Annotated in this window: 18 protein-coding genes; 16 read left to right on the forward strand and 2 right to left on the reverse strand. The window is 33.5% G+C overall.

Annotated elements, in window-relative coordinates:
• Positions 1-29 precede the first annotated feature (29 nt).
• The 7 genes from BG261_RS06605 to BG261_RS06630 all read left to right on the forward strand — a co-directional run bounded on the left by BG261_RS06605 (position 30) and on the right by BG261_RS06630 (position 7,267).
• Complete coding sequence (locus tag BG261_RS06605; RefSeq protein WP_070792446.1) at positions 30-632, forward strand: nitroreductase family protein; 603 nt, start codon at positions 30-32, stop codon at positions 630-632.
• A 316-nt stretch (positions 633-948) separates the two neighbouring features.
• The gene (locus BG261_RS06610) at positions 949-2,292 is read left to right on the forward strand and encodes an Nramp family divalent metal transporter (RefSeq protein ID WP_070792448.1); all 1,344 of its coding nucleotides are present in this window, start codon (positions 949-951) and stop codon (positions 2,290-2,292) included.
• Positions 2,293-2,421: 129 nt separating this feature from the next.
• Complete coding sequence (locus BG261_RS06615) at positions 2,422-2,808, forward strand: hypothetical protein (protein WP_070792449.1); 387 nt, start codon at positions 2,422-2,424, stop codon at positions 2,806-2,808.
• A gap of 284 nt (positions 2,809-3,092) precedes the next feature.
• Positions 3,093-3,602, forward strand: coding sequence for a YkgJ family cysteine cluster protein (locus BG261_RS06620; RefSeq protein WP_070786966.1), 510 nt, complete (start codon positions 3,093-3,095; stop codon positions 3,600-3,602).
• A 319-nt stretch (positions 3,603-3,921) separates the two neighbouring features.
• Positions 3,922-5,853, forward strand: coding sequence for a threonine--tRNA ligase (thrS, locus tag BG261_RS06625; RefSeq protein WP_070792451.1), 1,932 nt, complete (start codon positions 3,922-3,924; stop codon positions 5,851-5,853).
• Positions 5,854-6,012: 159 nt separating this feature from the next.
• A complete protein-coding gene (locus BG261_RS11480) occupies positions 6,013-6,183 on the forward strand; it encodes a hypothetical protein (RefSeq protein WP_158006627.1) in 171 nt (56 codons plus the stop codon).
• Positions 6,184-6,385: 202 nt separating this feature from the next.
• Positions 6,386-7,267: a class II fructose-bisphosphate aldolase gene (locus BG261_RS06630; RefSeq protein ID WP_070792456.1), complete on the forward strand. Its 882-nt coding sequence runs from the start codon at positions 6,386-6,388 to the stop codon at positions 7,265-7,267.
• 203 nt (positions 7,268-7,470) lie between these two features.
• Here the strand turns inward: BG261_RS06630 and BG261_RS06635 are convergent, their stop codons facing one another.
• On the reverse strand, positions 7,471-8,433 hold the full coding sequence (locus BG261_RS06635; protein ID WP_070792459.1) for an aldose epimerase family protein: 963 nt from the start codon (positions 8,431-8,433) through the stop codon (positions 7,471-7,473).
• Positions 8,434-8,605: 172 nt separating this feature from the next.
• On the opposite strand from BG261_RS06635, the gene BG261_RS06640 reads away from it, so the two are divergent.
• From BG261_RS06640 to dinB, 4 genes are all read left to right on the forward strand, one after another.
• Positions 8,606-10,786, forward strand: coding sequence for a PTS transporter subunit IIBC (locus tag BG261_RS06640; protein WP_070792461.1), 2,181 nt, complete (start codon positions 8,606-8,608; stop codon positions 10,784-10,786).
• Between the two features lie 38 nt (positions 10,787-10,824).
• Positions 10,825-11,658, forward strand: coding sequence for an endonuclease/exonuclease/phosphatase family protein (locus BG261_RS06645; RefSeq protein WP_070792463.1), 834 nt, complete (start codon positions 10,825-10,827; stop codon positions 11,656-11,658).
• A gap of 146 nt (positions 11,659-11,804) precedes the next feature.
• A complete protein-coding gene (pflB, locus tag BG261_RS06650) occupies positions 11,805-14,114 on the forward strand; it encodes a formate C-acetyltransferase (protein ID WP_070792465.1) in 2,310 nt (769 codons plus the stop codon).
• 149 nt (positions 14,115-14,263) lie between these two features.
• Entirely contained in the window at positions 14,264-15,328 is a 1,065-nt protein-coding gene (gene dinB, locus BG261_RS06655) for a DNA polymerase IV (protein ID WP_070792467.1), read from the forward strand.
• On the opposite strand, the gene BG261_RS06660 is transcribed toward dinB, so the two are convergent.
• On the reverse strand, positions 15,309-15,959 hold the full coding sequence (locus BG261_RS06660) for a prepilin peptidase (RefSeq protein ID WP_070792469.1): 651 nt from the start codon (positions 15,957-15,959) through the stop codon (positions 15,309-15,311). The two genes, dinB and BG261_RS06660, sit on opposite strands and share 20 nt — an antisense overlap.
• Positions 15,960-16,071: 112 nt before the next feature.
• On the opposite strand from BG261_RS06660, the gene BG261_RS06665 reads away from it, so the two are divergent.
• The 5 genes from BG261_RS06665 (at position 16,072) to BG261_RS06685 (ending at position 19,286) form a co-directional block, all read left to right on the forward strand.
• Positions 16,072-16,533, forward strand: coding sequence for a Dps family protein (locus BG261_RS06665; RefSeq protein ID WP_070786957.1), 462 nt, complete (start codon positions 16,072-16,074; stop codon positions 16,531-16,533).
• A 186-nt stretch (positions 16,534-16,719) separates the two neighbouring features.
• Positions 16,720-16,938 (forward strand): YqgQ family protein, encoded by a 219-nt coding sequence (locus BG261_RS06670; RefSeq protein ID WP_075201853.1) that lies wholly within the window; start codon positions 16,720-16,722, stop codon positions 16,936-16,938.
• 17 nt (positions 16,939-16,955) lie between these two features.
• On the forward strand, positions 16,956-17,924 hold the full coding sequence (locus BG261_RS06675) for an ROK family glucokinase (protein ID WP_070792473.1): 969 nt from the start codon (positions 16,956-16,958) through the stop codon (positions 17,922-17,924).
• Positions 17,925-17,942: 18 nt separating this feature from the next.
• Positions 17,943-18,323 carry a rhodanese-like domain-containing protein gene (locus tag BG261_RS06680; RefSeq protein ID WP_070792475.1) on the forward strand — a complete coding sequence of 127 codons (381 nt, stop codon included), beginning with the start codon at positions 17,943-17,945 and terminating at the stop codon, positions 18,321-18,323.
• A 42-nt stretch (positions 18,324-18,365) separates the two neighbouring features.
• Positions 18,366-19,286 (forward strand): glycosyltransferase, encoded by a 921-nt coding sequence (locus BG261_RS06685; RefSeq protein WP_070792477.1) that lies wholly within the window; start codon positions 18,366-18,368, stop codon positions 19,284-19,286.
• Positions 19,287-19,491 lie beyond the last annotated feature (205 nt).

A 19,491-nucleotide genomic window follows, 5' to 3' on the forward strand; every position in this document is an offset into this window, starting at 1 on the left:
ATAAAATGTTATTTTAAAGGAGAAAAATTATGTCATTCTTAGAAAATCTTGAAAAACGTCGCTCAATTTATAACTTAGGTAAAGACATTGATGTTGACCAAGCAATTGGAACAATTAAGGAAGCTGTTCGTCTTAGTCCTTCAGCATTTAACAGTCAAACAAGTCGTGTTTTAATTTTAACAGGAAAAGAACAAGATAGACTTTGGGAACTTGTAACTGAAGACTTAAGACTTACAATGAGTGAACAAGGAGCATCAACTGAAGCTTTTGAAGCTACAAAAGCAAAACTTGCATCATTTGGAGCAGCAGCAGGTACTGCCTTATTCTTTGAAGACCAAGATATTATTAAAAACCTTCAAGAACAATTTCCTATCTATGCTGATAATTTCCAAGGGTTCAGTGAACAACATACAGGGATTGCTGCAGTAAATGCTTGGACTGCATTAGCTGAAATAAATGTTGGAGGAAATTTACAACATTATAATCCATTAATCGATGAATCAGTTGCAAAAACTTGGGGAATTCCTGCAAGTTGGAAACTTCGTAGCCAATTAGTATTTGGTAGCATTGAAGAAGCAGCCGGTGAAAAAGAATTTATGAATGACGAAGATCGCTTCAAAATATTCAAATAGTATAAGGAATGCTTAAGTTTTATTTCAGTTTGTTTTAAGCAAGCAGATTTATACTGAGTTTACTCCTAAAATAACAGCTCATAGCAAGCTGTAAAAACTTTTTCATAAAACTCCGAATCCAGTAGCTCAAAGTTACTGGATTTTTTATTATTTGATGTTTATTAAATGATGTTAAAGGATTATTTTTTATTAAACATAAAAATATTTTAGGTTAACCTAACAAAATTCTTTACATATAGAAAAATTTGTTTTATACTTATCACGAATTAGATAAGACATGACTTTTGCCTTATATTTTTGAATAGAGGAGTTAAGTATGAAAAATGACAAATCATTTGTAAAACATTCCAATAATATAAGCTTGGAAGAAATCAATGGTACTGTTGAGATACCTGATACAGGAAGCTTTTGGAAAAATCTATTAGCCTTTTCAGGTCCAGGAGCTTTAGTTGCCGTTGGTTACATGGATCCAGGGAACTGGATTACATCTATTGGTGGTGGAGCCCAATATGGTTATGTATTATTATCAGTAATTTTACTTTCAAATTTTATTGCTATGCTTCTTCAATACATGGCAGCAAAACTTGGTATAGTAACAGGTATGGATTTAGCCCAAGCTACGAGGAAACATACAAGCCGTTGGGTAGGTATAGTTCTATGGATCGTAACAGAGCTTGCGATAATGGCAACAGATATTGCTGAGGTAATAGGTGGCGCTATTGCACTCGAATTATTATTTGGCATACCTATTGTTTATGGTGTAATACTTACAGTATTCGATGTATTGCTCCTATTATTCCTAATGAAGTTAGGATTTAGAAAAATTGAAGCTATAGTAATCACATTAATTACTGTAATTCTTGTAGTTTTTGCTTACGAAGTAGCTATTGCACATCCTGCAATAAAAGAAATTCTTGGAGGATTTATCCCTGATAAAAAAATTCTTCTTGATAAGGGTGAAAGAACAATGGCTTTAGGTATTGTAGGTGCTACTGTAATGCCTCATAACCTATATCTACATTCATCAATTTCTCAAAGTAGAAAATTTGATCGCACAAATGATGAAGAAGTTGCAAAAGTTGTAAAATATACAACCTGGGATTCAAATATCCAATTAACAATTGCCTTTGTTATTAATTGTCTGCTTTTAGTTTTAGGTGCTGCAATGTTCTTTGGAACTAAAGAAGATCTAGGAACTTTCACAGCTTTATATGATGCACTTCAAGATAATAAACTTGCGGGTGATATCGCTAGTCCAGTTCTAAGTACATTATTTGCAGTCGCCCTCCTAGCTAGTGGACAAAATTCAACAATAACTGGTACTCTAACAGGACAAATCGTTATGGAAGGCTTCATCCATATGAGAATTCCAACTTGGGCACGTCGCCTAATTACACGTGGACTTTCAATTCTTCCAGTACTTGCCTGTGCAATTTACTTCAATGGACAAGAGTCAGCACTGGATAAACTGATGGTTGATAGCCAAGTATTCCTTTGTGTTGCCTTACCAGTATCAATGATTCCGCTAGTTTATTTTACAAGTAGCGAAAAAATCATGGGGAAATTTAAAAATAGTAAACTGATTGCAAGTCTTGGATGGATAGCAACAGCCCTACTTACAGTACTAAATCTTCAATTGATAGTTGAAATGTTTTTCTAATAAGAGCTTAGGCTCTTATTTTTTTGGAAAAATTTAAACTCATAAACTCTTAAAATATTATTATCAGTTAATCCCATAAATTTTGGTATAATTAAGTAAAAATAAATAGAGTAGTGAGGCTATCTAATAATGAAGAAAATATTTGATGAAACTTATGAATCTGATGGTGTAACAAGTCGAAATGTTTGGGTAAGTGAATTACCTCTATTAAAGAAAATTGAATATGGTAAAATTGTTGATCTAAACGATCCTGAAAAACAAGATTCTATTTTATCTGTCATTAAAGAAGTTCTAGCAGAAGAAGATTCAGCCGATGAATATAACTTCTATTTTTATTCTGATCAAACAACAAAAGATGCATTAGATGAAAATATTCGTCCGTCACTTATGGTTCAAATTTCAGAAGGAACAGTATTTAGTCATATTAATATGTCTGACTATGATTTTGCAGTAAATCTTCAAAATCTACTTGATGCCAGTATGAATTTGGAAGAGAAGATCGAAGAAATTCTATAGTTTCACTTGAAAAATAATCCTAAAAAGCTATAATAATTTTAAAGACAACTTGAAGATTTAAGTTTTTCCTAGCGATTCGGGGATGATGGAAGCCTGATAAAAACACTTATTCAAGACTACTTTGAAAAACACTTTGGAAACTTTGTGCGTGGCAGTCGCGTTAAGACTAAGAGGGAATGGCGATTTTTCGTACATTCTGAATTTAGGTGGTACCACGTTTACAACGTCCTTTGTGTCAAGCAAGGGATTTTTTTTATGAAAAAGTGTACAGAAGGAATTAATAGATGAAAGAAATAAATAATGAAATTGATGTAGATTATTATCGAAATCTGGCATTGCAGAAGAGAAAAGTACATCAAAAATTTTTAGCAAGTCTGAAAAAAAAGCCACCTAAAAATCTAGATAAGATTACCAAGTCGATTCATGAGGAAGTTTTCGAGGAAGTGGACTGTACAAAATGCGCTAACTGCTGTAAATGTTTAGGACCGTTATGGACGGAAGCAGATATTGAACGAGTTGCAAAACGAGAGAGAATGAAGCTCGCTGATTTTGAAGATGCCTATCTTAGAGTTGATGAGGATGGTGATAAGGTTTTTCAGTGCATGCCTTGTCCATTTTTAGGTCAAGATAACCTGTGTGATATATATGATGTGAGACCAAAAGCATGTAGGGAGTTTCCTCATACGGATCGCAAGAAAATATATCAGATCAACAATCTTACTATAAAAAATACAGAGTACTGCCCAGCAGCATATCTATTTGTAGAAAAGCTGATGGCAAAGATGCAAGGTTAAGCTATACCACGACCGAAAAGTCAAAAAACTATAATAAAAGGTGCTGAGCCGACTGCTAAGAATTTGTATACAAGGAAGTTTACAGTTCATTAACTTTGAACAACGTTCAAAGCTGTAAAGTGACTTGTAGAGAAAATTCTAGGAGGGGAAGCCCGTAAAAAAGGTGCTGACTAATGCCCTTTGGGCAACGTTGTCGATAAAACTAAAACGAACATAGTTCATAAGTTTTAGTCGCAGCCGACTGTTAGTATTTCAATACTATTAATAAACTTGTAGTAAAAAATTAAAAATGAATCTAATATAAGAGAGGATATATATAATGATAAAAATTACTTTCCCTGATGGTGCTGTACGTGAGTATGAATCAGGCGTGACACCTTACGAAGTTGCTGAATCAATCAGCAAATCACTTGCTAAAAAAACATTGGCTGGTAAATTTAATGATCAATTAATTGATTTCGATCGTCCAATCGAAGAAGATGGAACATTGGAACTTGTGACCCCTGACCATGAAGATGCTCTTCCTTTACTACGTCATTCAGCAGCACATTTATTTGCTCAAGCTGCTCGTAGATTATTCCCTGATATTAAATTGGGTGTAGGTCCAGCAATTCAAGATGGTTTCTACTATGATACTGATAATGCTTCTGGTCAAATTACAGATGAAGATCTTCCTCGAATTGAAGAAGAAATGATGAAAATTGTAAAAGAAAATCATCCTGCAGTCCGTAAAGAAATTACAAAGGATGAAGCAAAAGAAATTTTTGCCGATGACCCATATAAACTAGAACTTATTGAAGAGCATGCTGGAGAAGGATTGACAGTATATACTCAAGGTGAATTTACTGACTTATGCCGTGGACCTCACGTACCATCTACTGGACGTATTCAAATTTTCCACTTATTAAATGTTGCTGGTGCTTACTGGCGTGGAAATTCTGATAATAATATGATGCAACGTGTTTACGGTACTGCTTGGTTCGATAAAAAAGACCTTAAAAATTACCTTAAAGTTCGCGAAGAAGCTAAAGAACGTGATCACCGTAAACTTGGTAAAGAGCTTGATTTATTTATGGTAGATCCAGAAGTTGGTAGTGGACTTCCATTCTGGTTACCAAATGGCGCAACTATTCGTCGTACAATTGAACGTTATATTGTAGACCAAGAATTAGCGCGTGGTTATCAACATGTTTACACACCAATCATGGCTGATGTTGAGTTTTATAAGACCTCAGGTCACTGGGATCACTATAAAGAAGATATGTTCCCACCAATGGATATGGGTGATGGAGAAGAGTTAGTACTTCGTCCAATGAACTGTCCTCACCACATTGAAGTGTACAAGAGTCACCCTCGTTCATATCGTGAATTACCAGTTCGTATTGCAGAACTTGGTATGATGCACCGTTATGAAAAATCAGGTGCTTTGTCAGGACTTCAACGTGTACGTGAAATGACTCTAAACGATGGACACATCTTTGTTCGCCCTGATCAAATTAAAGATGAATTCCAACGTGCTTTAAATCTTATGATGGACGTTTATCGTGACTTCAATATCACAGACTATCGCTTCCGTTTGAGCTATCGTGATCCTGAAGATACTCACAAATATTTTGACAACGATGAAATGTGGGAAAATGCTCAAACAATGCTTAAAGCAGCAATGGATGACCTTGAACTAGATTACTTTGAAGCAGAAGGAGAAGCTGCCTTCTATGGTCCGAAACTTGACGTTCAAGTTAAGACGGCACTTGGAAATGAAGAAACTCTTTCAACAATCCAATTAGACTTCTTATTGCCAGAACGTTTCGAGCTTGAATATATTGGAGCTGACGGAGAAGGACATCGTCCAGTAATGGTTCACCGTGGTATAGTTTCAACAATGGAACGTTTTGTAGCTTACCTAATAGAAGTATATAAAGGTGCATTCCCAACTTGGCTTGCTCCAACACAAGCTACAATTATCCCAGTTTCAAATGAGGCACATGCTGATTATGCGTGGAATGTTGCTAACGCCCTTAAAGAAAAAGGAATTCGTTTGGATGTAGATGAACGTAATGAAAAAATGGGTTATAAGATTCGTGCTAGTCAAACAAATAAAATTCCATATCAAATAGTTGTCGGAGACAAAGAACAAGAAGAGGGAACAGTAAATGTTCGTCGTTATGGAAGTAAGGAAACAAAAGTATTAAAACTTGATGAGTTTATCGAAGAAATTACTTCTGATATTGCAAATTATTCAAGAGCATAAAAAATTTAAACCTAGCTTTGACTAGGTTTTTTTGCTACCTAAAAATATTAAAAATCAAGTTAATTTCTGTGAAAGAATAAACTTTTTATATTGAAAACGTTTCCAAAAATTGCTATAATATTATAAAAGATAAGAAAAAAAGAAGGTGGAGAAATATATATGGATAAGAAACAGATGATTTTCAAACTCAAACAACTAGCACATAATCAACAAAAGATCCAAGAAGTATTCACTAAAAATGGGGAAGAACATAGGGCAGATATTGCTAAAGTGAAAAAACTCATGTATGAAGATTTTGCAGAGTTATTGGAAAGTTGGCTTGAAGCATAGACTAGAGACTACCTATCTATATGAGGGGTAGTCTTTTTATTAACTATATTTGTAAATACAATAGTGGTGTTTTTAATGTTTTTTTATGTATTCTTTAACAGATTATCAATTCAAACTAGAATAATAACTCACAAAGTGATATAATATCCATTGTATGAGGGAATAATCCCTCAATTCTAAAAAAACTTTGGAGGAATATGAAATGCCAATCGTTTCAGCTGAAAAATTTGTAAAAGCTGCTCGTGAAAACGGATATGCTGTAGGTGGATTTAACACTAACAACCTTGAGTGGACACAAGCAATCTTACGTGCTGCAGAAGCTAAACAAGCTCCTGTACTTATCCAAACTTCAATGGGTGCTGGTAAATATATGGGTGGTTATAAAACTGCTAGAGCAATCGTTGAAAACCTTGTAGAATCAATGAATATTACTGTTCCTGTAGCTATTCACCTTGACCATGGTCATTATGATGATGCACTTGAATGTATTGAAGTTGGTTACACATCAGTAATGTTTGATGGTTCTCATCTACCAATCGATGAAAATCTTGAGCTTGCTCGCAAAGTTGTTGACTTAGCACATGCTAAAGGTGTATCAGTGGAAGCTGAAGTTGGTACTATCGGTGGTGAAGAAGACGGAATCATCGGTGACGGTGAACTTGCTCCAATCGAAGATGCAGTTGCAATGGTTGAAACTGGAATCGATTTCCTTGCTGCTGGTATCGGTAACATTCATGGACCATACCCAGAAAACTGGAAAGGTCTTCATCTTGACCACTTAGAAAAACTTGTTGAAGCTGTTCCTGGATTCCCAATCGTATTACACGGTGGTTCTGGTATCCCTGATGATCAAATTCAAGCAGCTATCAAACTAGGTGTTGCTAAAGTTAACGTTAATACTGAATGTCAAATCGCATTTGCAAAAGCAACTCGTGCTTTCGCTGCAGAATACGAAGCTAATGAAGCTGACTACGATGCTAAAAAACTATTTGACCCACGTAAATTCTTAGCACCAGGTGTTAAAGCAATCCAAGAAGCTGTTGAAGAACGTATCGACGTATTCGGATCAGCAAACAAAGCTTAATAGTTTTAAAGTTAACAATTAATCTTACTAAGAATTCAAGCTCAGTAAGGAAATTAATTGAAACAAAACTAATAAAATAAAAAACTTCCGTAAGGGAGTTTTTTATTTTATTAGCGTAAGTAATTTTGAAAATAGTATTATATAAATAATTACAAAAAAACTTGAAAAATATTGCAGTTATTGCAGTATTTATTTTTTGATTGTTAATAAATTCCAAATTCATATATTGTTTTGTGAACAGACTCAGTGTTAGCTTTCAAGACAATATTTCCAAACCCTTCATGGTTTGGAGCGTCAGGTAGTTCTTGAGGTTCAATAGCAATCCCAAGTTGAGAAGACATCTTTTTACCACCATTTAAGGTAAAATCAGCATCAAAACCTGTTGTTGAGAAGATTACAAAAGCTCCTCTATCTGTTGTAATTGATAAAGTTCGTCTAGAATTTGGATCTTTAAGTATTAATGTAGGAGTATGGTTACCTATACTTTTATCAATAACAAGACAATCGTCAATTCCATTTGGTAACTTTTCTAATGAATCTTTGATTAAAGTAGGTTCACTAAAATCAAATGGCGTACCTTCAACACCTCTCAATTCACCAGTAGGAATATTTAATTTATCTGTCTCTACAAATTTATCAGCTAAAATTTGTAATTCATGTCCATCGATTTTTTCTTTTACATCACCAGAGAGATTAAAATAGCTGTGATTTGTAGGATTATAAAATGTATCAGTATCAGTTTTTGCAAAATTTGTCATAATGAGCTTATTATCCTCGAGTTCGTAGCGGATTTTTGTATCTAACTGTCCTTTATAACCAGAGTATATATCTTTTAGAGAAAATTCTATCCAGTTACTACCTTTTTTATGTGCCCAAGTTTTGTTCCACCATCCATCATACCCTGAATGTATGTTTATACCGTGAGCAGTATTATCTTCAAGTGTAGCAAAATCATAATCAAGTCTACTTAAACGACCTGCAACTCTTCCGACACTTGCTCCAAATTGGGCAGTATCTTGTTTAATAAAATCTTCATCTAAAGACAAAAGAACATTTTCAGATATTCCATCAACATCTTTAACGAAGATTTCATATATTCTAGCACCATAATCTAAGAAAGTGACTTTTAGATTTTCATTTTCCAAACTAACTTTTTCAAAACTCATTCTATTAATCCTCCATATATTTATAATTATATTATATCAGATGTATTACTTAATAAAAACATTTTAATAATTCGTTGACAGTTTGTTAAATATTTAATATACTTAAATTATCGCAAATGCAAACGATTGCACAAATCGTTTCTATACCTATTTTATTTTATATGGAGGAGTTATGAAAAAATTACTTAGTTTCGAATTTTGGCAGAAATTCGGAAAGTCATTAATGGTTGTAATAGCAGTAATGCCAGCAGCAGGGCTTATGATTTCAATAGGAAATGCTGTTCCGCTAATTAGCCCTAATATCCAAATATTAGTTACAATTGGTAGTGTAATTGCTCAAATTGGATGGGCAATTATTGGTAATTTACATTTGCTTTTTGCACTTGCTATCGGTGGATCATGGGCTAAAGACAGAGCTGGAGGAGCTTTTGCAGCTGGTATTGGATTTGTCCTTCTAAATAGAATTACAGGAGCATTATTTGGAGTAACCAACGAAATGCTTGCTGATCCAAATGCAACAGTCAATACTCTTTTGAATGGTCGAGTGTTAGTTCGCGGTTACTTTACTTCAGTACTTGAAGCACCAGCATTGAATATGGGAGTTTTTGTTGGTATTATTGCTGGATTCATGGGTGGGACAATTTATAATAAATATTATAATTATCGTAAACTTCCAGATGCACTTGCATTCTTTAATGGTAAACGCTTTGTACCATTTGTTGTGATTGCTTGGTCTGTATTAGTATCAATTATACTTGCTATATTCTGGCCAATTGTTCAAACAGGTATTAATAGCTTTGGTATGTGGTTAGCATCTTCAAAGGATACTGCACCATATGTCGCCCCATTCTTGTACGGAACTTTAGAACGTCTGCTCTTACCATTTGGTTTGCACCATATGCTTACTATTCCAATTAACTATACTCAATTAGGAGGTAGTTATGTAATTCAAACAGGTGCTGATGCAGGTACTACAGTATTAGGACAAGATCCGCTTTGGTTTGCTTGGGTTACTGACCTTGGTAATTTTAGAGCAGCAGGAGATACAGCAGCATATAATAAATTAATTACAACCGTAACACCAGCTCGCTTTAAAGTTGGTCAAATGATTGGTGCTTCAGGAATCCTTATGGGACTTGGTATGGCTATGATCAAAAATGTTGATCCAGACAAAAAGAAAAAATATAAATCTATGATTTTGGCATCAATGTTTGCCGTTTTCTTAACAGGTGTAACTGAGCCAATAGAGTACATGTTCATGTTTGTAGCTATGCCTTTATATGCAATATATGCTGTACTTCAAGGTTTAGCATTCGCAACAGCTGATTTTTGGACAGAACGCCTACATTCATTTGGTAACCTTGAATTATTAACTAGAACACCACTTGCATTGAAAGCAGGTATCGGAATTGATTATATTCATTTCATTATTACAACAATCCTATTTGGTTTTATCATGTATTTCGTTGCAGATTTCATGATTAAGAAATTTAATTATGCCACACCAGGTCGTAATGGAAATTACGATGATGATAATGACGACTCTGAAGAGAGCGGAAGTTTGGTGGTTGCAGATGGCGATAAGCAAGTCATTGATATAATTAATGCCTTAGGTGGCGCTGCAAATATTGCGGATGTTGATGCTTGTATGACTCGTCTGCGTATTACAGTAAAAGATGAAAATCAAGTAGTTGATGATCAAATTTGGAAAAAACTAGGAGCTAGTGGTGTAATTCGCAAAGGTAAAGGTATTCAAGCGGTTTACGGTCCAAAAGCAGATGTCCTTAAATCTGATATTCAAGATCTTCTTGATTCAGGTGCTAAAATTCCAGAATCAAATTTTACAGGAATTACTAGTCAAGCTGTTGATAAAGTTGAAAAATCTGGTCCATTAGTTGAAGAAATGATTTATGCAGTAGCTGATGGAAAAATAATTCCAGTTACTGAAGTTAAAGATGAAGTATTCTCTCAGAAAATGATGGGAGATGGGTTTGCAGTTATTCCAGAGAAACATGAAATCTATGCACCAGTGACAGGTGAAATTGTTAGTGTATTCCCAAGTAAACATGCAATTGGAATTATGACACCAGCAGGTGCAGAAGTTCTTGTGCATATGGGATTGGATACAGTAGAACTTGCAGGTGTACCTTTTGAAAATTATGTTTCGGTTGGAGACAAAGTTAACCCTCAGACAAAAATTGCTGATATGGATATTGAACAAATTCAAGCAGCAGGAAAAGGAATTGATGTAGTTGTTTTATTTACAAACGTTGATAAAATTAAATCAGTTAATATCAATTCAACTGGAAGAGTTGATTGTAAAGAAGAAATTGGGAACATCACAGTAGGATAAAAGGGGCTTTAGCCCTTTTGTCCTTTAAGGAGAATATTATGGAAAAATTATTTACTTTGAATACTCATAGTTGGATTGAAGATAATCCAGAAGATAAGTTAGAAAAACTAATTGATTTTATTATAAGAGAAGAACCAAATTACTTTTGCTTTCAAGAAATAAACCAGCAAATTACTAGCCCAATAGTTAAACCTGATGAGTTCTATGTTGAAGCTAAAGGAAATAACTTCCCGATAAAGGCAGATAACTATGCCTTACTAATAGCTGAAAAACTTGCTTCTAAAGGTCTAATGTATTATTGGTCATGGGCAGTAAATCATGTTGGATATGGAAAGTATGACGAAGGAGTTGCTTTATTTTCAAAAGAAAAACTGACAGATGTTGAGTCAATTTTAGTAAGTCAAACTGATGATTACGAGGATTATCATACTCGAAAAGTTTTGGTAGGTAACGCAGGTAACAAATCTATTTATTCTGCACATTTTTCTTGGTGGATTGATGATAAAAATGAAAAATGTTTTGAAAAAGAATGGAATATTATTTTGAAAAATATTAAAGCTAGGAGAAGTTTAGGTTATCAAACTATCATAATGGGTGATTTTAATAACGCTGCTCATATCGAAAATGAAGGATATCAATTAATTAAAGAGTCAGCTCCTTTCTTAAAAGATACATTTATTAATTCTAAAAGTGTTGTCGGACAATATACGGTATTAAATGAAATTGATGGATGGGATGGCAACAATCAATCGTTGAGAATTGATTATGTTTTTGTTGATGAATATGTTGAAGCATATAAGCATATGGTGATTTTTGATAACGTGAACGAAGAAATTATTAGTGATCATTTTGGAATAATCATAGAACTATAACAGTTTTCGAAAATTGGTAAATTGTACTAATAAAGTTTGTTGTAAAACTAATGATTTTTACTTGTGGAAGCGATTTCTGTATGGTATTATAAGAATGTAAATATAACAGGTCGTTAAATTGACCATTTTATCTGGAGGTAAAGATAATGAAAACTGAAGTAACTCAAGATGTCTTCGAAAAAGCTTGGGAAGGTTTTAAAGGCCTTGACTGGAAAGAAAAAGTTAGCGTTTCTCGTTTCGTAAATGCAAACTACGAACCTTATGATGGTGACGAATCATTCTTAGCTGGTCCTACTGAACGTAGCCTTAAAGTAAAACACATTTTAGATTCAACAAAAGACCACTATGAAGCAACTCGCTTCCCAATGGACACTGACCGTGTAGCAAGTATTGCTGATATTCCTGCTGGATATATCGACAAAGATCTTGATGTAATCTACGGTTTACAAAATTCAGAACCATTCCGTTTAAGCTTAATGCCAAGAGGTGGAATCCGCATGGCAGAAACTACTCTTAAAGAAAATGGTTATGAAATTTCACCAGAACTACATGAAATTTTCACTAAATATGTAACAACTGTAAATGACGGAATCTTCCGTGCTTACACTCAAAATATCCGTCGTGCTCGCCATGCACATACTGTAACTGGTCTTCCAGATGCATATTCTCGTGGACGTATCATCGGTGTTTATGCTCGTCTAGCACTTTACGGAGCTGATTTCTTGATGAAAGAAAAAGCAGCTGACTGGAATGCTATTACTGAAATTGATGAAGAATCTATTCGTCTACGTGAAGAAATTAACCTACAATATCAAGCACTTGATGAAGTAGCAAAATTTGGTGATCTTTACGGATTAGATGTTCGTAAACCAGCAATGAACGTTAAAGAAGCTATCCAATGGACTAACATTGCATTTATGGCTGCTGCACGTGTAATCAATGGAGCTGCAACTTCTCTTGGACGTGTGCCAATCGTTCTTGATATTTTCGCACAACGTGACTTAGAACGTGGAACATTTACTGAATCAGAAATTCAAGAATTTGTTGATGATTTCGTATTAAAACTTCGTTCAGTTAAATTTGCTCGTACAAAAGCATATGATGAAATCTATTCAGGTGACCCAACATTCATTACAACTTCAATGGGTGGATTAGGTAACGACGGTCGTCACCGTGTTACTAAAATGGACTACCGTTTCTTAAACACATTAGATAATATTGGTAACTCTCCAGAACCAAACTTAACAGTTCTATGGTCACCAGAATTACCATACAACTTCCGTCGCTACTGCATGAGCATGAGCCATAAACATTCTTCAATCCAATATGAAGGTGTTGAAACAATGGCTAAAGATGGTTACGGTGAAATGTCATGTATCTCTTGTTGTGTATCTCCACTTGATCCTGAAAGTGAAAATCAACGCCACAATATTCAATACTTTGGTGCACGTGTAAACGTACTTAAAGCACTTCTTACAGGTATTGATGGTGGATATGATGACGTGCACCATGACTATAAAGTATTTGATATTGATGCTATCACTTCAGACGTATTAGATTACGATGAAGTAATGGAAAACTTCGATAAATCACTTGATTGGTTAACTGATACTTACGTAGATGCATTGAATATCATTCACTACATGACTGATAAATATAACTACGAAGCAGTTCAAATGGCATTCTTGCCATCACATCAACGTGCAAACATGGGATTCGGTATCTGTGGATTTGCAAACGTTGTTGACACACTTTCAGCTATTAAATATGCTACTGTTAAACCAGTACGTAATGAAGAAGGACGTATCGTAGACTATATCACTGAAGGTGAATTCCCACGCTTTGGTGAAGATGATGACCGTGTTGATAACATTGGTAAACTTGTTATGAAGATGTATCATGAAAAACTTGCTAGCCACAAACTTTACAAGAATGCGGAAGCAACAGTTTCATTATTAACGATCACTTCTAACGTAGCTTACTCTAAACAAACTGGTCACTCACCAGTAAACCGTGGTATCTTCTTAAACGAAGATGGTTCTGTAAACTACAGTGAATATGAATTCTTCTCACCAGGTGCTAACCCACTACCTGCTTCTAAAGGTGGATGGTTACAAAACCTTAACTCAATTGCTAAACTTGACTTTAAAGATGCAAATGATGGTATTTCATTAACTACACAAGTATCACCACGTGCACTTGGTAAAACTCGTGAAGAACAAGTAGCTAACCTTGTTGACATTCTTGATGCATACTTCATCAATGGTGGACAACACATGAACTTGAACGTTATGGACCTTGCGGACGTATATGACAAGATTATGAATGGTGAAGACGTAATCGTACGTATTTCTGGATACTGTGTAAACACTAAATACTTAGGCCCAGAACAACGTAAAGAATTAACTAAACGTGTATTCCACGAAGTTCTTTCAATGGATGACGCAGTTAAATAATAAATATTTAATTTAAATTTAGATGTCAATTAAATATATTAAAAGGAGTTATACATTATTGTATAGCTCTTTTTTAATATTTAAAAGTCAAAAAAGTACGAATTTATTAGTATTTTTTGCTATAATATACTTAAAGGAGATCTTAAAGTATGTTGGAATATCCATTAATTAATGATACGAGTAGAAAAATCATTCATATTGATATGGACGCCTTTTTCGCATCGGTTGAAGAAAGAGATAATCCTAAACTAGTAGGGAAACCTGTAATAATTGCTCGTAATCCTCTTGAAAGTGGGGGACGTGGTGTTGTTTCTACTTGTAACTATGAAGCTAGAAAATATGGAATTCATTCTGCTATGAGCGCAAAAGAAGCTTATGAACTTTGTCCACAAGCAATCTTTATCTCTGGTAATTATCAAAAATATAAAGAAATATCTGCTCAAATCCATGAGATATTTCACCGATATACTGATTTAGTTGAAGGCATTGCTACCGATGAAGCGTATTTGGATGTAACTGAAAATAAAATAAACAGTACAAGTGCCGTAAAAATTGCTAAATTAATTCAGCATGATATATATCAAGAAATTCATTTAACCAGCTCTGCTGGAGTTTCTTATAACAAATTTTTGGCAAAGTTAGCTAGTGATTTTCAAAAGCCAAAAGGTCTGACACTGATTACACCAGGCGAAGCAAAAGATTTTCTAAAAGACTTACCAATTGAAAAATTTCATGGGGTAGGTAAGAGAACTGAAGAGAAATTAAATGAAATTGGAATTTATAAAGGATCAGATATAATAGAAATAAATCCTCAGATTTTAATTGACAAGTTAGGTGTAATGGGATGGCAACTATATTTAAAGGGACATGGAATTCATAATAGTAAAGTGAAGTCTAGCAGACCAAGGAAATCAGTTGGCAATGAAAAAACATACGGAAAGCTTCTCTATCTTGAAGAAGATATTCGTCAGGAGATAACTATTCTTTCTAAAAAAGTTTCTCAAACGCTGAAAGAGAAAGACCTAAAAGGAAAGACGATAGTACTTAAAATTCGAACAGCAGATTTTGAAACTCATACAAAACGTATAAGCGTCCTAGAAAAAAATAATGAATTTGAACAGATAAATAAGTTAGCTCTTCAATTGTTTAGTGAATTTGAAAATTTAGTTGAAAAAGGTATAAGATTGTTGGGCGTTACGGTAACAGGTTTGTAAATGCTAATATTAGCAAATATACAGAATACATGAATGGAACAAAAGGAATGATTTTTTTCTTCCAAATGACAAAATATATAATTCCTAAAAACGATGAGAACTGAATTAAAAATAGTATTTGAAGTTCGCTTAAAGATAGACTTAGTGTTGCTAAAAAAAGAAAGTCACCTGAACCTATCTTTATATCAAACATAAACGCCAGCATTGTTAGTACTATTAAAAATATAAAAAGAAGATTTATTGAATTTAATAAAAGTATTGGTATTGTAAACATTAGCCATATAATCAAAGGATAGGAATTGTATTTTATATCAAAAGCTGATAATATCAGACCCAATAAAATAATGAAAAATGCAGTAAAGTCAATTGCTCTTAGGTAAAGCAAAACAAAAATAAAACCTGTGAATAATTCTATTACAGCATACCAATATGGAATTTTAGATTCGCAGTATCTACATCTGCTCATACTCACGATTTGTGAAATTATGGGAATTAAATCCCATGTTCCGAGTGTTTGTTGACAATTTTTGCAGTGCGAAGCTGGGAAAAATATAGAGGAATTGTAAAATCTATCAATTAATAGACCAAAAAAAGAACCAATGATACTTCCGTAAATAAAATATATAAACATAAAATCACCTCACAAATATATACGTAAAATAATCACAAATTTTCAGTTGAAATTTTTGCAAAAAGTATAGTAATGGCTTAGAATAGAAATATAGAAAGGTTTAGGTGTTAAAATGTCTAGAGAAAAAACAAAAGAACTTTTAAATCAATCAGTTGCTGACTTATCAAAAGCTAGTGCTCTTGTTCACCAAGTACATTGGTACATGAGAGGCCCTGGATTCATGAAATTACATCCAAAAATGGATGAATTAATGGATCAATTAAATGGAGCGCTTGATGAATTATCAGAACGTTTGATTACAATTGGGGGAAGTCCAGTATCTACACTTAAAGAATTTGATGAACTTTCAAAAATCGAACTTGAACCAGCTGATTGGAATAAATCTATCGCAGAAAGAATTGAAGAAGTAGTAACAGCTTATAAATATTTAGCTGATTTATTTGAACAAGGTATTGAAGCTTCTGATGAAGAAGGAGATGCTGTAACTTCAGATATCTTTACTTCAGCTAAAGGTGGACTTGAAAAAACAATTTGGATGCTTGAATCTGAAATTGGTCGTGCACCAGGCCTATAAAAATAGAGTGATGAAGAGAGTTATCTATATAGATAATTCTCTTTTTTGTTGAAATAAATTTGGTTTATATTAATTGTTATTAGTATTTTTATTACTGGAAATGAATTGTAAAATTTACAGAAAAACAAATTATTTGTGACTTTTTTATCTTGAAAAACAAGCGTTTTCATGCTATTCTTGTAATGTATGAAAACTATGAAAAGCCTTTATGATGTTCAACAATTTTTAAAAAGATTTGGTATTTTTATCTATGTTGGAAAAAGGATCTATGATATTGAGTTAATGAAGATAGAATTGAAGAATCTCTATGATTTAGGTTTAATTGATAAGACAGATTATCTTCAAGCAGAACTTGTTTTAAGAACAGAGCATAAAAAAGAAGAAGATGCTAATAAGCATATATAATTAAGGGGTAAATATTTATGTCAGAAAAAAAAATAATCGGAATCGATTTAGGTGGAACAACAATTAAATTTGGTATTCTAACTCTTGAAGGAGAAATTCAGGATAAATGGGCTATTGAAACTAGAATTACAAATGAAGGTAAATATATTGTTCCAGATATCATTGAGAGTATCAATCACCGTATAAACCTTTACAATTTAACAAAGGCTGATTTTTTGGGAATCGGAATGGGTAGTCCAGGGAGTGTTGATATTGAAAACGGAACTGTAAAAGGTGCGTATAATTTAAATTGGAAAGATACTCAACAAGTTGGTAAAGAAATTACTGAAGGTGTTGGATTACCATTTGCGGTTGATAATGACGCTAACGTTGCTGCTCTTGGGGAACGTTGGGTTGGAGCAGGAGCAAATAATCCAGATGTAATATTTGTGACCCTTGGAACAGGTGTTGGTGGTGGTATTATTGCTGCTGGAAATCTAATTCATGGTGTCGCTGGTGCAGGTGGGGAAATTGGTCATATTACGGTTGATGTTGATGGATTTGATTGTACTTGCGGGAAAAAAAGATGCTTGGAAACAGTTGCTTCTGCGACTGGAGTAGTTCGTTTAGCACGTAAACTATCTGAAGAGTATGAAGGTGAAAGCCAGATTAAAGATTCAATTGATAATGGTGAGCAAGTGACTTCAAAAGATATTTTTGGTGCTGCGGAAGCGGGTGATCGCTTTGCGATTATTGTGGTTGATAAAGTGTCTCAATATTTAGGCCTTGCATGTGGTAATTTAGGTAATACTTTAAATCCAGATTCAATCGTTATCGGTGGAGGAGTTTCTGCTGCAGGTGAATTCTTAAGAAATCAAGTAGAAAAATACTTCTTAGAATATACATTTCCTCAAGTTCAAGAAACAACTTCAGTCAAATTAGCACAACTTGGTAATGATGCAGGTATCATTGGAGCAGCAAGTCTTGCAATGAAATTTGATAAATAATAAAAAAGGAAAAAATTAATGTTAGCTATAAATTTAACACTATTGGCAGTACTTTTAGCAATGGCAGGTTGGTCATTGTATAAAACGTTACAAGTACGTAGAGGATCAAAAAAAATTAATAATGAAGAATTCGCTGAATTAATACCACAAGGTCAACTTGTAGATATTAGAGAACCGAGTGAGTTTCGTGTTAAGCATATTTTGGGAGCAAGAAACATTCCAGCAAATCAAATTGGAAATAGTCTGGCAGCATTAAATAAAAATAAGCCAGTCCTAATCTATGAAATGGGTAGACCACAGCAAGCAGTAAGCGTTGTACCCACCCTTAAAAAAGCAGGTTTTACTGAAATATATCTTTTAAAAGATGGATTAGCAGCATGGGATGGAAAAGTTAAATAAGACGATTAAGATCGTCTTTTCTTATACAAAGAAGAGGAAAACATGACGATTTGGACAAGCACTTTAGTTATACCGGATTATTATTCACAAAATGAATTATATGTAAAAAATAAGCAAACTTCTCAAATATCAAATAGTCTTGGTTTTGAAAGTTTGGAATATTATACTTATAATGATCGAGATAAATCAGATGATGAACTTGCTCATGACATTTCAGTAGTCGTTAGTGAAGTTAAAACAGGTGATATAGTATTTCTACAGTACCCGATGCTTCAAGCAAATATGAGATATGATATAGAATTTATTAGGCAGCTTAAAGAAAAAAATACTAAATTAGTTGGAATAGTTTGGGACATTCCAGCTTGGGAATTTGATCTGACAATAAATGCAGCTCAAGATGATGTCCAAAAGGAACTACAACATTTTGATATTCTTATAGTTGAGAATAAATTAATGAAAGACCGTATAAAAAAATTAAGTAGATTTAAAAAGAAACTATTTACACTAGGTTTAACCGATTATTTATTGGATAATAAAACAAGTTATATAGAGAAAAGTAATAATATCTATCAAGTAGGTGGAGCATCCGATGAATTAATTTCTCTTAATAACATAGATAAAATTGAAAGTATTCAGCAATTCTTACTAATAAAAAAATATTCAGGTTTTGGATTTGTAGTTAATAATGATTTAAACAATTCAATTCAGTTATCAATTTTCCTAAGTATTGGCTTGCCTGTAGTAATACCATCTACTAGCCATCAATCTAATATAATAAAAGAATACAAATTAGGAATAGTTTATTCATCATTGAAAGACTTGCAGGAACAAATTGATGGTATAGATAATTTGGGTTATGAAAATTTAAAATTAAATTTAAGTAAAGTATCACAGCTGGCATCATCAGGTTTCTTTACAAAGAGGGCTATGATAGCGGCAGTAGATAATATTTATAGAATATAATTCTTAATAATAAAAATAAGCGAATATTGTTGACATTGGAAATATGAAGTGATAAACTAATCAAGTTGTCTCAAGGCGAGATATTTCTTTCGAAGTAACAGAATGTGAAATCAAACAAAGTTATTGATAAATAAATACGGTAGTGATAAGATAATAACACTGTCAAGGACGAAACAGTCAACGAAAAGAACTTGTGAAAAAGTTT

The organism is Floricoccus tropicus, assembly GCF_001832905.1.
GTDB classification, from domain to species: Bacteria; Bacillota; Bacilli; order Lactobacillales; family Streptococcaceae; genus Floricoccus; species Floricoccus tropicus.

Excerpts from the sequence above, each read along its gene's own strand:
- BG261_RS06605 (WP_070792446.1), top strand. The coding sequence starts at position 30 with ATGTCATTCTTAGAAAATCTTGAAAAACGTCGCTCAATTTATAACTTA.
- BG261_RS06610 (WP_070792448.1), top strand. The coding sequence starts at position 949 with ATGAAAAATGACAAATCATTTGTAAAACATTCCAATAATATAAGCTTG.
- BG261_RS06615 (WP_070792449.1), top strand. The coding sequence starts at position 2,422 with ATGAAGAAAATATTTGATGAAACTTATGAATCTGATGGTGTAACAAGT.
- BG261_RS06620 (WP_070786966.1), top strand. The coding sequence starts at position 3,093 with ATGAAAGAAATAAATAATGAAATTGATGTAGATTATTATCGAAATCTG.
- thrS (WP_070792451.1), top strand. The coding sequence starts at position 3,922 with ATGATAAAAATTACTTTCCCTGATGGTGCTGTACGTGAGTATGAATCA.
- BG261_RS11480 (WP_158006627.1), top strand. The coding sequence starts at position 6,013 with ATGGATAAGAAACAGATGATTTTCAAACTCAAACAACTAGCACATAAT.
- BG261_RS06630 (WP_070792456.1), top strand. The coding sequence starts at position 6,386 with ATGCCAATCGTTTCAGCTGAAAAATTTGTAAAAGCTGCTCGTGAAAAC.
- BG261_RS06635 (WP_070792459.1), bottom strand. The coding sequence starts at position 8,433 with ATGAGTTTTGAAAAAGTTAGTTTGGAAAATGAAAATCTAAAAGTCACT.
- BG261_RS06640 (WP_070792461.1), top strand. The coding sequence starts at position 8,606 with ATGAAAAAATTACTTAGTTTCGAATTTTGGCAGAAATTCGGAAAGTCA.
- BG261_RS06645 (WP_070792463.1), top strand. The coding sequence starts at position 10,825 with ATGGAAAAATTATTTACTTTGAATACTCATAGTTGGATTGAAGATAAT.
- pflB (WP_070792465.1), top strand. The coding sequence starts at position 11,805 with ATGAAAACTGAAGTAACTCAAGATGTCTTCGAAAAAGCTTGGGAAGGT.
- dinB (WP_070792467.1), top strand. The coding sequence starts at position 14,264 with ATGTTGGAATATCCATTAATTAATGATACGAGTAGAAAAATCATTCAT.
- BG261_RS06660 (WP_070792469.1), bottom strand. The coding sequence starts at position 15,959 with ATGTTTATATATTTTATTTACGGAAGTATCATTGGTTCTTTTTTTGGT.
- BG261_RS06665 (WP_070786957.1), top strand. The coding sequence starts at position 16,072 with ATGTCTAGAGAAAAAACAAAAGAACTTTTAAATCAATCAGTTGCTGAC.
- BG261_RS06670 (WP_075201853.1), top strand. The coding sequence starts at position 16,720 with ATGAAAACTATGAAAAGCCTTTATGATGTTCAACAATTTTTAAAAAGA.
- BG261_RS06675 (WP_070792473.1), top strand. The coding sequence starts at position 16,956 with ATGTCAGAAAAAAAAATAATCGGAATCGATTTAGGTGGAACAACAATT.
- BG261_RS06680 (WP_070792475.1), top strand. The coding sequence starts at position 17,943 with ATGTTAGCTATAAATTTAACACTATTGGCAGTACTTTTAGCAATGGCA.
- BG261_RS06685 (WP_070792477.1), top strand. The coding sequence starts at position 18,366 with ATGACGATTTGGACAAGCACTTTAGTTATACCGGATTATTATTCACAA.